Below are 11812 nucleotides of genomic sequence, written 5' to 3'. Positions count from 1 at the left end.
CCCTTTTTTTATGTTTGCCTGATGGGGCTGTCGACGGCCGCAACCCCGCAAGGACCGGCGCCACACAGAGGCGCTCGTCGGGCATGCCGCCCGCGTGCGCGCCGTGGCATAGGGCCGCGGTGAAGGCTGTCACATCCGTGGTTCGTGGAGTCGGCGCTCATGCGCGACGCCAGGGCCGCGCCCATCAGGAGAAACACATGGAAAGACGAAACTCCATCGGCAACAGGCTTCCGGGACATTCAGGCGTCCCAACCGCGGTTGGCAACCAGGACACGTATGGGAAGGTGCCCAACAACGACAAGGTGCTGAACGAGCCGACTGAAGACGTTCTGGGAACCGAGCCAGAGGCCCCGGTGCGTCTGGAGACGGACACGGTGGACCGCGAAGACGTGGACGGGAACGTGGTGGAGCAAGCGGGGAAGAAGCTCAATGGCCTCACGCCGATCGGCTCCATGCCGCTCGCATTGCCATCACTTCCCAGCCTGAAGGATCTGCCCAAGGGCTTGGTGGGCGCGGTGGGCGGTTTCTTGACGGGCGGCGGGATCATGGGTGGCACTCTGTCGGCGGATTCAGCCGCCGATCCCGGTACGACAGTCCTCCTCACCCTGTTCGCCGCCATCGTCATCGGAGGGGGCGGTTTCCTGATCGAGCGGGGGTGCCGATCGGACACTTGATGGTCGCAAACCGCCATGATCTTTTCTCTGTCCACCCACCCCGATCCCGTCATCGAAGGCGCCATCGCCGCTTCCTGCCAATCGCTGGCAGGCATGCAGGCCTTTGCCGACCAATGCTCGGACGCCCTGCAGGCCGGCCACAGCGCCGGCGATCTGCGCGGCATGACCACCGACGACTACGAGGCCCTGTACGCCGTCGCGCTGAAGCTCTACGACGCCAAGGACTACGAACGCGCCTTGCCGGTGAGCCTGGCCCTGGTCGCGCACGAGGCGCGTTCGGTCAAATACGCCTACCTTGCCGGCCTGTGTCTGCAAAAGCTCAAGCGCCACCGCGAGGCGGCGGTGATGTACCTGCTGGCCCTGGGCCAGGACGCCACCCACGCGCCCTCGGCCTTCCGCATGGGCGAATGCTGCTCGGCGCTCGGCGAAGACGAAGCGGCACAACAGGCCTACGAGCACGCCGTGGAATTGGGCCGGGCGGACGAGCGCTACCTGCACCTGCAGCACGCCGCGTTGGCGCGCCTGAACTGACCCGGTGGGCCGTGCCCCGCGCGAGAGCCCGCGGGGCACGACTCGACTCAGCCGGCCCGCCGCTCCAGCGCCCGCAGCTTCACCAGCCCCGTCGACAGCGCCGTGCCCGCCACGATCACCAAGCCGCAGCCCACCATCCAGGCGGTGACCACCTCGCCCAGGAACACCGCGCCGTAGACCAGCGCGAACACCGGGATCAGGAAGGTCACGGTGAGCGCCTTGGCCGGGCCGGCGCGTTCGATGAGGTGGAAGTACAGGATGTAGGCGATGGACGTGCACAGCACGGCCAGGGCCAGCACGGCGGTCCATGCGCCCGGGCTCACCGGCTGCGCCGGCCACAGCCACACCATGGGCAGCACCAGCGCCAGCGCCGCACCCATCTGGCTGCCGGTGGCCGAGGCCAGCGGGTGCACGCCCGTGAGGTAACGCTTGGTGAAACTCGCCGCGATGCCATAACAGAGCGTGGCCAGCAGGCAGGCGCCCATGGCCACCAGCGACATCGCCTGGCCGCCTGCGCTCACCATGCCCTGCGCGTCCACGCCCGACTTGCCCAGCACCAGCAGCGTGACGCCCACGAAGCCGATCACCAACCCCAGCACGCGCGAGCCGCCCGGGCGGTCCTTCAGCCACAGCCAGGCCACCAGCGCGCCCGTGAGCGGCACGGTGGCGTTCAGGATCGCCGAGATACCCGTGGGAATGTGCAGCACCGCGAACGAAAACAGCAGGAAGGGCAGGCCCGAATTGAGCAGGCCGACCACGAAGATGGCGCGCCAGCGCGCGCGGAAGTCGGCCCAGACGGGCGCCTTCAAAAACACCGGCAGCAGGCAGAGCGCCGCGATGCCCACGCGCAGCCCGGCTGTGGGCACTGGGCCGAATTCAGCGGCGCCCAGGCGCATGAACAGGAAGGACGCGCCCCACAGGGCGGCGAGCGCGATGAATTCGAGCAGCAGAAGGGGCGTCATGCGGGTACCAGGGTGGGCGTCGGCAGGGGCAACCCGGCCGACTCGAGTCGCAGCAGGGCCTGCTTGCGGGGCAGTCCGCCAGCATAGCCGGTGAGCTCGCCGCGCGCCCCGAGCACGCGGTGGCAGGGCACGATGACGCTCAGCGGGTTGCGGCCCACGGCCGCGCCGACCGCGCGCACCGCGTTCGCAGCCTGCAGGCCCTGGGCGAGCGCGCCGTAGCTCAGTGTGCTGCCGGCGGCGATGCCGCACAGGGCGCGCCACACGGCGCTCTGGAACGGCGTGCCGAAGGACAGGTCCAGCGGCAGCTCGAACACGCGGCGCCGGCCGGCGAAGTAGTCGGCCAGTTGCGCGGCCGCCTCGCGCAGCACGGGGTGGGCCGGGTCGGGCCGCCAGCGGGCCATCAGCGCCGGGTCGGGCGCGTGGCGCTGGCCGTGGAACCAGGCGCCGGCCAGGGCGCGGTCCGTGCCCGCCAGGCGCATGGGGCCCAGGGGCGTGTCGATGTCGGTTCGGATGAGAGTGGCGGGCAGTTTCATGAGGGGCTCCCTTCGGGTTGGGCGGTGGGGACGGCGGCCGGGCGGTAGAGGCCGGCCCAGGCGCGCAGCACGGCGTAGCTGCGCCAGGGTTGCCAGGCCCGGGCCAGCGCCTCGCAGGCGCGTTCGCGCTCGCGTGGCGTGCCGCTCAGGCCCAGGGTGTGGTGCAGGGCAATGTCGGCCGCGGGCCAGGCGTCGGGCCAGCGCAGGGCGCGCATGGCGACGTACTGGGCCGTCCAGGGGCCGATGCCGGGCAGGGCGGTGAGCGCTTGCGTGGTGGTGGCCAGGTCGGCGTGCGGGCCCAGGTCCAGCGTGCCCTCGGCCACGCCGCGCGCCAGCGCCTGGATGGCGCCTTGGCGCTGGCGCACGATGCCCAGCGCTCCCAACTCGTCCGCGCTGGCACCGGCCAGCGCCTGCGGCGTAGGGAACAGGCGGTTGAGCACAGGGTCGGGCGTCTCCAGCGGTTCGCCGAAGCGCGCCACCAGCCGCCCGGCCAGCGTGCGCGCCGCCGCCACTGTCACCTGCTGCCCCAGCACCGCGCGCACGGCGAGCTCGAAGCCGTCGATCGCGCCCGGCACGCGCAGGGCCGTGCCGCCAGGGAAGTGCGCGCCGAGCACAGCGTCGATGGCGTGCGGGTCGGCGTCCAGGTCGCACAGCGCGCGCACGCGCCAGATCAGCGTGGGCAGGGCGGGCAACAGGCCGTCGCTGGCGTGCAGCCAGACGCGGTGGCGCTCGGGCTCGAAGCGCAGGCCGAACCAGCCGGTGTGCGCGCCCGAGGGCGTGTGCAGGCGCAGCGTGCGCCAGTAGCGCTGCTGGCCCAGGTCGATCGCGTCCACCCCGGGCAGACGGCGCGCGTCCAGGAAGGCCAGCAGCGCGGGCACGTCCAGCGGCGGGCGCCAGCCCAGCGCCACGGCGTGGCTACCGGATGCGTCGGTGCCGCGCCGACGCATGGCCGTGGGGCTCAGGCCGTAGCGCTCCAGCAGCGCGGCGTTGAAGCGGCGCAGGCTGGAGAAGCCGCTGGCGGCGGCCACGGCGCTCACGCTCAGCCGCGTATCGGTGAGCAATTGTTTGGCGGCGAGCAGGCGGCGCGTGTGCAGCACCTGCAGCGGCGACACGCCCAGGTGCGCCTCGAACACGCGGCGCAGGTGGCGATCGCTCACGCCCAGCTTCGCGGCCAGGCGCTGCATGGCGGGGCCGTCCTCGCCGACCCATTGGGCGGGGTCGTCGAGCAGGCGCGTGGCGTGCTGCACCAGCAGCTCGCCCGCGTCCTGCGTGGACCAGGCGCGCGACAGCGGCGCCAGTTCGGGCCGGCAGCGCAGGCAGGGCCGGAAACCCGCCCGCTCCGCCTGGGCCGCGTGGTCGAAGAAGCGGCAGTTGGCGCGCCGCGGCGCGCGCACCGCGCAGACCGGGCGGCAGTAGATGCCGGTGGAGGTGACGCCGGTGAAGAAGCGGCCATCGAAGCGCGCGTCGCGCGCGCACAGGGCAAGGTAGCGGGCGTCGTCGTCGGTGGGGGTTGGGGTGTCCATGGGGGGCATGGTAGGCCGCTTGCTCCGAGTGGACTCGCCGTTTCCGGACATGATCCTGTAACAGGGGTATGGCCCCCGCTTCCTACAATGCCCGCTTTTGCCAATTCATCCCGGGAGCCCCTGCATGCAAGTGTCCGCCTCCATCTTCAAGGCCTACGACGTGCGCGGCATCGTGCCGAGCACGCTGGACGAGCGCGTGGCCGAAGCCCTGGGCCTGGCCTTCGGCACCGTGGCGCGCCGCCAGGGCGAGCGCACCGTGGCCGTGGGCCGCGACGGGCGCCTGAGCGGGCCGTCGCTGTCGGCCGCGCTCATCCGTGGCCTGGTGGCCGCGGGCATCGACGTGATCGACGTGGGCATGGTCACCACGCCCATGCTGTACTTCGCTGCCGCCACGCTGTGCCACAGCGGCATCCAGGTCACGGGCAGCCACAACCCCAAGGACTACAACGGCTTCAAGATGGTGATGGGTGGTCGAGCCATCTACGGCGACGACATCCAGGCGCTGCGCCAGCTCATCGAAAGCGACGGCGGCGAGCGCGCCGAGGGCGGGCGCGTGCGCCACGTCAACGTGGCCGGCCCCTACCGCGACCGCATCGTCGGCGACGTGAAGCTCGCGCGGCCGATGAAGATCGTGGTGGACTGCGGCAACGGCGTGGCCGGTGCCTCGGCGCCCGCGCTGTTCCGTGCGCTGGGCTGCGAGGTGATTGAGCTCTTCAGCGAGGTGGACGGCAACTTCCCCAACCACCACCCCGACCCGAGCAAGCCCGAGAACCTGCGCGACGTGATCCGCACCCTGGCCGAGACCGACGCCGAACTGGGCCTGGCTTTCGACGGCGACGGCGACCGGCTGGGCATCGTCACCAAGGGCGGCAACAACATCTACCCCGACCGCCAGATGATCCTGTTCTCGCAGGATGTGCTCTCCCGCGTGCCCGGCGGCGCCATCATCTACGACGTGAAGTGCTCGCAGCGCCTGGGCCCGGCCATCGAGGCGGCGGGCGGCGTGCCGCACATCTACAAGACCGGCCACTCGCTCATCAAGGCGCGCATGAAGGAGCTGGACAGCCCCCTGGGTGGTGAGATGAGCGGCCACATCTTCTTCAAGGAGCGCTGGTTCGGCTTCGACGACGGCACTTACGCGGGCGCGCGCCTGCTGGAGATCCTGAGCCGCCACCCCGACGCCAACGCCGTGCTCGACGGCCTGCCCACCAGTCACAGCACGCCCGAACTCAACGTGGCCTGTGCCGAGGGCGAGCCGCACGCGGTGGTGAAGGCGCTGGTGGGCATGGCGCGCTTCGACGCGCCGGCCAAGGTCTCCACCATCGACGGCGTGCGCGTGGACTGGCCCGACGGCTTCGGCCTGATCCGCGCCTCCAACACCACGCCGGTGCTGGTGCTGCGCTTCGAGGGCCACACGCCCGAGGCGCTGCACCGCATCGAGGCAGCCATGCTCGATCTGCTCAAGCAGGCCAAGCCCGACGCCGTCCTTGGTGCGAGCGCGCATTGAACACGCGTGACGACGACCTGTTCGACCAGGTCACCGTGGTGCTGGTGACGTTCCACAGCGCCCACTGCCTTCCCGCGCTCGACGGCCTGCTTGCCCACTGCCCGCACATCGTCGTCTCCGACAACGGCAGCGGCGATGGCACGCCCGAACAGGTGCGCGCGCGCTGGCCCCAGGCCGTGGTGCTGGAGCACGGCCGCAACCTGGGCTTCGGCACGGCGAACAACCGCGCCATCGCGCAGGTGAAGACGCCTTTTGCCTTCCTGCTCAACCCCGATTGCGAGGTCACGCCCGATGGCCTGCGCGATCTCGTGCGCGCCGCGCAGGCGATGCCCGAGGCGGCCATCGTCGCGCCGCAGCTCGAAGGCGCGCCCGGCCGGCCCGACGTGAACTACCGCTGGCCCAGCACGCTGTGGCCCTCGCGCGGCCCCGGTGCCGACGGCCCGGCCTGCGTGGGTTTCGTGGTGGGCGCGGCCATGCTGTTTCGCCTCTCTCGATTCGAGGGCGTGGGCTTTTTCGACGAGCGCTTCTTCCTCTACTACGAGGACGATGACCTGTGCCTGCGCCTGTTCCAGCACCAGCGCCCGCTGCTGGTGTGGCCCGCCGTGGCGGCGGTGCACCGCGCGCGCGGCTCGGTCAAGGGCAAGACGCCCTGGAAGAGCGAGTACCTGCGCGGCTACCACCACGCGCAGTCCAAGCTCATCTACACCGCCAAGCACCGATCGCCGGACCAGGCGCGGCGCCAGCGCTGGCGCGTGCTGCTGGGCACCACGCTCGCGCTACCGCTGCGCGCCATCGCCTGGTCGCCGCGCCTGCTGGCGCGCATGGCGGGGCGCTGGATGGGACTGGTGCGCTGGAGGCCACAGGGCTGAGGCCGCCCCTGAGCGGCGGACCGGGCTTCCTGTACGCGCTGTTCATTGCGCTGGAGACCTTTTCCCGTTACGCCGCGCTGCGCCACGACGCGGGGCACGAGGTGGGTCTGGCGCGCCCTTAATCGTACTTGCCAGACAGCACCGCATCAAGTTCGTCCTTGACGTCGTCGGATAGCGTGCCCTTGATGTCGAAGTAACTCGGCGGGAACTGCTGCTGATAGCCGCGCATGCTGTAGGGAAAACCCCCGGCAATCGACCTGCAACGCTTCAGGATTTCGAATCTCTCATCCAGTGGCAGCGTTCGCGCGATGCCGATAAATGCCCGCACGGCAGACTCGTGGCCATTGATACAAGCCTTGATCAACTCATGCGCGGCTTGCAGGGTGAGCGTTGCCGTCAGAGCAGTACTGTTCTGTTTCGTCAGCAACTCGCGCAGTTGGACGATCGCGTCGGCATTTCCCAGTTCAAGGGCGGCTCCCAGGGAGTTGCTGAATCCCTCCACTGAGGCGGTCAGTATCTCATCGAGGGTGTTGTGGTCCGACGTGTCGAGCAACGACTCAGCCCGATCTTTGATGGCAGCGGCGTAGTTGTTCTCCATCAGAAAGAAGAAGGATTCCGCGTTCATCGGGCAGTTGCCATCAATCTTCAGGGCGACGGACGACTTGTGCTGCGGCAGGGCCCCCGCGGGGTGGCTGGTACCGAACAGGTGCAAGAGGACAATGCCGTCATGCGCCACTATTTCCCCGGAAGAGAGACCCTCCGGGGTGATGCAGGCGTCAATGTAGGAATGCAGTGTGATCCCTTGCAAAGGATCGTCGCAGTCCACCAGGTGGCGCACCACCACATTGGTGCGATACGGATCGAACAACGTGACGACGCAAGCCCGGCGGGAAGGCAGCATATCCAGCGCCAGCGTCATGACATGAAGACCTCTGATCGGGGTACAGACCTTGACGACCACTGCGCACTGGCTTTCCTCGCGGTTGCGCATGCCCTGGATCTGCCCGGACAGGATGGGCCCCAGGTCGTGGTTGGACAGCAGAATGTTTTCACCGGCCAGGGACGCATACCGGATCGTGTCGGAATAGCGGGTGATTTCTACGTGCTTTGCGATGGCTTCCTGGCTTGAGAAGTGCTTCATATGCAAGGATTGCTTGCCGACATCTCGCGCAAACTGTGTGGCGAGTTGATAGCAAGCGATCATCGGGCGTTGTACCTTCATATTCAGATTCAGCACGTCCGGGCCGAATACGATCATTTGCGGCGAATGAAGCTGCGCCCTGCATGCGCCGCCGACCGCCGACGAGCTCAAGTCATGCGCCACTTCGTACCATTCCATGGCACCTCTGACACCATCGGGCAGCGATTCGGCGATGTGCTGGCTCGCGCGCAAGATGGCTTGATGGATGTCGAAGTCGGTCATTCCTGCGGCTCTCATGAGCGGCACCGCCTCATTCGGAGATATGGCCTGCGGAAGTTCAAGGCAGATCGAGGCGACTTTTCGGCGCGCCCATTTCGGGCTTGCCTGCACGAACTGCGCGAATTCAGCGTGGCGATGCTGGATGAGATGTTTGCCCGCCCAGCGCAGCGAGGCCCTGAAACTGGCACGTGCCTCCTTGGGCAAGTGATCCAATGCGGGCTTGCAGTTCGCCACGAGATGCAGCATCAAGTCCGCTTTCAGGTCTTTCGGGCATCGTTTGATCCATTGACAGGCCTGCACTGGGCGAAGGGACAGTTCCGTAGCGACGACGGCAAAGTCCTCGGGAGACTGGATCCGCTGGGCGGCATGCGACGCCCGTTCTGGCGTTGGGACGTTACCGGTCTTGAATTTTTCTGCCGCAACGGGGGTTTTCTTGGGGAACTTGAAGGCGGTCTTCAGCGTGGAGAGGTTCATGGCGTGGGCTCGTGTTGGCTCGGCGTGGACACACCGGTGGGGCGCCTGAGTCGCCATCGCGTCCGCCGCGTTCCCACTGGTCCATGCGAATGCCACACCGCTCGCAGTTGGGTCGACAAAAGGTCGCCCCGATGGGATGGTTGCTTGCGCGGATAACATCGCGCCCAGTCCATGCCGACCCGCCCCCGCCTGATACGGATTGCCGTACCTGTGTGCATGGCCTGGCGCCGGATGAGGCTGATCCAATGGAGACCACATGACAACAGAGGCTGAAAAACGCCCGACCCTGTGCATCGGCATCCTGGCCGTCAACGAGGCCCACCGCATCGCGGCCTGCATTGCCTCGGCCCGCATGGCCGATCAGATCGTCGTGGTGGACAGCGGCAGCACCGACAGCACGCGCGAGGCCGCCGCCGCGGCGGGCGCGGAGGTTCACCTGCACGCCGACTGGCAGGGCTTCGCCACGCAGCGCAACCGGCTGCTGCAGTACGTGCGTTGCGACTACATCTTCTTTCTCGATGCCGACGAGATCATCCCGCCCGAGCTGGCCCGCGAGATCCTCGATGCGGTGCATTCGGGCGAGGACGCCGTGTGGGAGGTGCAGTGGAACCAGGTGGCCTATGGGCGGCCCCTGACGCTCATGAAGTCCACTGGCGGAATCCGTCGCCTGTTCCGCACCGAGACCCTCAGCCACTTCGACGGCGTGGTGCACGAGGGCGGCGTGCTCAAGCGGTCCGACGTTCCCGTGCGCCGCTTCCGCCACCGCCTGCTCCACTACTCGCGCGAAACCGTCTACGGCAGCCTGCTCAAGCTGGCGCAGTACGTGCAACTGGGCGCGGCCAAGCGCGCAGAGAAGGGGCGGCGCGGCGGCGTGCTGCGGGGCATGGCCTCGGCCACCGCCATCTTCATTCGCCTCTACATCATCCGCCGCGGCTTCCTCTGCGGCCCCGAGGGCTTTCTCTTCTGCTTCTTCATCGCCCTGGAGTGCTTCTTCCGCTACGCGGCGCTGCGCTACGACAAGCTGGAGCAAGGCGCCGCGCTGGCTCGCCGCTAAGCCAGCTTCATCGTCAGCTTGAAACGCAGGTAGGCCAGCCGGTGCCGCCAGCCCAGGCGAAAGCCCGGCCCGTCGCCGGGCCGCTTGCCCAATGCCGGCTGGATCAGGTGACGATCGAATTCGCCCATCACGCGCTCGGCGTTGTAGCGCTCGGTGTAGCGGTCCCAGTGGCCCGAGCGCAGGCTCTCGCGGTTGAGTTGGCGGATCAGCTCGAGCAGGCTCGGCGCGTCGTGGTAAAGCAGCGCGGCGTCGCCGAGCACCTCGATGTGATGGCGGTGCTTGCTGTGCGCGTAGGCGATGACGCGCTTGTTGCGCACGGAAAATTCGCCGCAGGCCAGGCCGAAGGACTCGCCCAGTGCGCGGGCGTGCAGCATCGCGTCGCAGGTGTCGACGAAGCGCGCCTTGAGCGGCATGTCGCTGGTGCCGGGAAGGAACACGGCGCGCGGGTGATCCAGGAACGGCTCCAGGTTCAAGGCGATGAACCAGAGGTCCTCGCGCTGTTCCAGCGCCTGGCGCAGGCCCTCCTGGGCCGCCGGCACGTTGAAGCTCTTGGCCCCGCCCATGCCCCCCAGCACCAGGGCCGACGCGGGTATGCCCAGGCGCTCGCGCAGGTCGCCGTCGCCGGCCGGCAGTTGAACGATGTGGGGCACGGCGGGAATCACGCCACCGGAGCAGCCCTTGCTGAGCCAGCTCGAGATGTAGGCGAATGCCGCGCCGTGCGCCTCGAACGGCGAGGTGGGGAAGACCGCGTGCACCATGGTGGGCACGCGTTGGGAGAGCAGGCCGTCGCGCCGCCCCGACTTGATCGCGTACATCAGCGCGGCGCCGCTGGACTGGATGAGGTCGTCGAGTTCGGAGCGCTCGCGGTAGGCGAGCACGTCGAAGCGGTCCTTGAACTTCTCGATCGCCTCGGGCACGTTGTTGGGGTTCGAGGCGTCGTGCAGGATCACGGCGCGGTGCCCCAGCACGCGCTGCGCCGCGTCCGCGTAGTCGTACAGCGCGACCTCCGTGCCCTGCCGGGAGATCTGGTTGGAGTGGAAGGCGATGATCATGGCGGGTTCGTTCCGCGCGAGCGGCGACCGGCTATCACTGGGGACTGGTGTGACTGCCTTCGGTGGCCCGAGGTTCCTGGCGGGCCAGCGGGCCGCGGCTCGAGGCGATGCAGATGAACAGCGCCAGCATGTACATGAAGAACTGGCTTTCCCGCGAGCTCCACAGCGGCGAATTCACCAGGCTGTCCAGCAGCATGAGCGTGGTCAGCACCAGCAGCAAGGGGCGGCCGATGGGAGAGCGCGAGCGCCACGCCACCAGATACATGCACGCGAAGATGCCGCCATACAGCAACATGCCGATGACACCGTGGTCCGCGCCCAGGAAGAGGAACTGGTTGTGCGGGTGCCAGGTGTAGGTGTTGCAGGTGGCGGGGTCGGGCATCACGTCGCAGACCCGCACGTGGTAGGCGCCGGTGCCGTGGCCGATGATGGGGGCCTGGGCGATCAGTTCGGCGGTGGTGGTGTAGTTGTGGATGCGATGTCCGATGGCGGACAGCGGGTCGGCCTGGTAGTTCAGGGCCTGCTGGTAGGCTGAGGTGAAGCGTGCCTGGAGCAGGTCCGACGAGGCGAACGCGATGCCGGCGACGGTGACGACGCCCGCGAGCAGCAGGACCAGCCACCGGCCGCGCACCGTGGCCAGCACATAGGCGATCAACCCGATGACCACGAGCACGAAGCCGGTTCGCCCTTTCGAGAGGTGGGTGATGCTGATCATGGCGAGCACGGCGATCAAGAACCACAACACCCGAACGGCGGGCCGCGTGCTGGTGCGGCCGAAGTGCAACGCCACGATGGCGAAGAAACTCATCATCACGTTCTGGGTGATGTAGTCGCCGAACACATGGTGCGACACGCCCCAACCCAGGTCCTGGCTGACCGACCAGGGCAGCAGGAACCACACGTTGAGCCAGGTGGACGCGAGCGTGATCAGCATGGCCGCGACGAAGCCGCGCAGGGCCAGCTTCTGCGCGCGCTCGTCTTGCCAGAGCAGGCCGATGAGGGCCACTGCGTACAGGAGCCGCGCGTACTTCGAGAGGTGCAGCGTGGTCCATTCGCTGGTGGCACTGGTGTAGGTGAGGCCCAGCAGCACGAGCAGGTACAGGCCGGCGAGCCACCAGATGATGGGCGTGCGGCGCATGAGCGCCCAGGTCTCGCGGTGCCGCCACGAGGCCAGCCACAGCAGCAGCAAGACCAGCAGCACGAGGTTCGAGAC

Annotated in this window: 11 protein-coding genes; 5 read left to right on the top strand and 6 right to left on the bottom strand. The window is 68.4% G+C overall.

The features are described from left to right. The first annotated feature begins 197 nt into the window (after window positions 1-197). Together VLG41_RS18205 and VLG41_RS18200 are read left to right on the top strand one after the other, a co-directional pair. Window positions 198-674 carry a hypothetical protein gene (locus tag VLG41_RS18205; RefSeq protein ID WP_325350806.1) on the top strand — a complete coding sequence of 159 codons (477 nt, stop codon included), beginning with the start codon at window positions 198-200 and terminating at the stop codon, window positions 672-674. A gap of 15 nt (window positions 675-689) precedes the next feature. Further along, complete coding sequence (locus VLG41_RS18200) at window positions 690-1205, top strand: CDC27 family protein (protein ID WP_325350805.1); 516 nt, start codon at window positions 690-692, stop codon at window positions 1203-1205. Between the two features lie 47 nt (window positions 1206-1252). Here VLG41_RS18200 and VLG41_RS18195 read toward each other — a convergent pair whose 3' ends face one another. The 3 genes from VLG41_RS18195 to VLG41_RS18185 are packed head-to-tail and all read right to left on the bottom strand — an operon-like array spanning window position 1253 to window position 4223. Continuing rightward, complete coding sequence (locus VLG41_RS18195) at window positions 1253-2167, bottom strand: DMT family transporter (RefSeq protein ID WP_325350804.1); 915 nt, start codon at window positions 2165-2167, stop codon at window positions 1253-1255. Next, window positions 2164-2700 (bottom strand): methylated-DNA--[protein]-cysteine S-methyltransferase, encoded by a 537-nt coding sequence (locus tag VLG41_RS18190; RefSeq protein WP_325350803.1) that lies wholly within the window; start codon window positions 2698-2700, stop codon window positions 2164-2166. The genes VLG41_RS18195 and VLG41_RS18190 overlap by 4 nt, the downstream gene beginning before the upstream one ends. After that, entirely contained in the window at window positions 2697-4223 is a 1527-nt protein-coding gene (locus tag VLG41_RS18185; RefSeq protein ID WP_325350802.1) for a DNA-3-methyladenine glycosylase 2 family protein, read from the bottom strand. Before VLG41_RS18185 ends, VLG41_RS18190 begins: the two co-directional genes overlap by 4 nt. A gap of 124 nt (window positions 4224-4347) precedes the next feature. Between VLG41_RS18185 and VLG41_RS18180 the strand changes: the two genes are divergently transcribed. Both VLG41_RS18180 and VLG41_RS18175 read left to right on the top strand, forming a co-directional pair. Beyond that, a complete protein-coding gene (locus VLG41_RS18180; RefSeq protein ID WP_325350801.1) occupies window positions 4348-5730 on the top strand; it encodes a phosphomannomutase/phosphoglucomutase in 1383 nt (460 codons plus the stop codon). Further along, on the top strand, window positions 5727-6599 hold the full coding sequence (locus VLG41_RS18175) for a glycosyltransferase family 2 protein (protein WP_325350800.1): 873 nt from the start codon (window positions 5727-5729) through the stop codon (window positions 6597-6599). The genes VLG41_RS18180 and VLG41_RS18175 overlap by 4 nt, the downstream gene beginning before the upstream one ends. 118 nt (window positions 6600-6717) lie before the next feature. On the opposite strand, the gene VLG41_RS18170 is transcribed toward VLG41_RS18175, so the two are convergent. Next, a complete protein-coding gene (locus VLG41_RS18170; RefSeq protein ID WP_325350799.1) occupies window positions 6718-8493 on the bottom strand; it encodes a ShET2/EspL2 family type III secretion system effector toxin in 1776 nt (591 codons plus the stop codon). 256 nt (window positions 8494-8749) lie between these two features. On the opposite strand from VLG41_RS18170, the gene VLG41_RS18165 reads away from it, so the two are divergent. Next, entirely contained in the window at window positions 8750-9547 is a 798-nt protein-coding gene (locus VLG41_RS18165; protein ID WP_325350798.1) for a glycosyltransferase family 2 protein, read from the top strand. Here the strand turns inward: VLG41_RS18165 and VLG41_RS18160 are convergent. Continuing rightward, on the bottom strand, window positions 9544-10599 hold the full coding sequence (locus VLG41_RS18160) for a hypothetical protein (protein ID WP_325350797.1): 1056 nt from the start codon (window positions 10597-10599) through the stop codon (window positions 9544-9546). The two genes, VLG41_RS18165 and VLG41_RS18160, sit on opposite strands and share 4 nt — an antisense overlap. A 34-nt stretch (window positions 10600-10633) precedes the next feature. After that, window positions 10634-11812 (bottom strand): O-antigen ligase family protein (locus tag VLG41_RS18155; protein WP_325350796.1); only part of this gene is annotated, 1179 nt, incomplete at its 5' end.

This window comes from Hydrogenophaga sp., from assembly GCF_035481345.1.
Classification (GTDB): Bacteria; Pseudomonadota; Gammaproteobacteria; order Burkholderiales; family Burkholderiaceae_C; genus Hydrogenophaga.
Note: the sequence above shows the minus strand (reverse complement) of the source record. Positions and strands in the feature narration are given on the sequence as shown.

What these genes read in the sequence shown, in the direction of transcription:
- VLG41_RS18200 (WP_325350805.1), top strand. Translation starts at nt 690, where the DNA reads ATGATCTTTTCTCTGTCCACCCACCCCGATCCCGTCATCGAAGGCGCC.
- VLG41_RS18160 (WP_325350797.1), bottom strand. Translation starts at nt 10,599, where the DNA reads ATGATCATCGCCTTCCACTCCAACCAGATCTCCCGGCAGGGCACGGAG.
- VLG41_RS18170 (WP_325350799.1), bottom strand. Translation starts at nt 8,493, where the DNA reads ATGAACCTCTCCACGCTGAAGACCGCCTTCAAGTTCCCCAAGAAAACC.
- VLG41_RS18205 (WP_325350806.1), top strand. Translation starts at nt 198, where the DNA reads ATGGAAAGACGAAACTCCATCGGCAACAGGCTTCCGGGACATTCAGGC.
- VLG41_RS18185 (WP_325350802.1), bottom strand. Translation starts at nt 4,223, where the DNA reads ATGGACACCCCAACCCCCACCGACGACGACGCCCGCTACCTTGCCCTG.
- VLG41_RS18180 (WP_325350801.1), top strand. Translation starts at nt 4,348, where the DNA reads ATGCAAGTGTCCGCCTCCATCTTCAAGGCCTACGACGTGCGCGGCATC.
- VLG41_RS18165 (WP_325350798.1), top strand. Translation starts at nt 8,750, where the DNA reads ATGACAACAGAGGCTGAAAAACGCCCGACCCTGTGCATCGGCATCCTG.
- VLG41_RS18190 (WP_325350803.1), bottom strand. Translation starts at nt 2,700, where the DNA reads ATGAAACTGCCCGCCACTCTCATCCGAACCGACATCGACACGCCCCTG.
- VLG41_RS18195 (WP_325350804.1), bottom strand. Translation starts at nt 2,167, where the DNA reads ATGACGCCCCTTCTGCTGCTCGAATTCATCGCGCTCGCCGCCCTGTGG.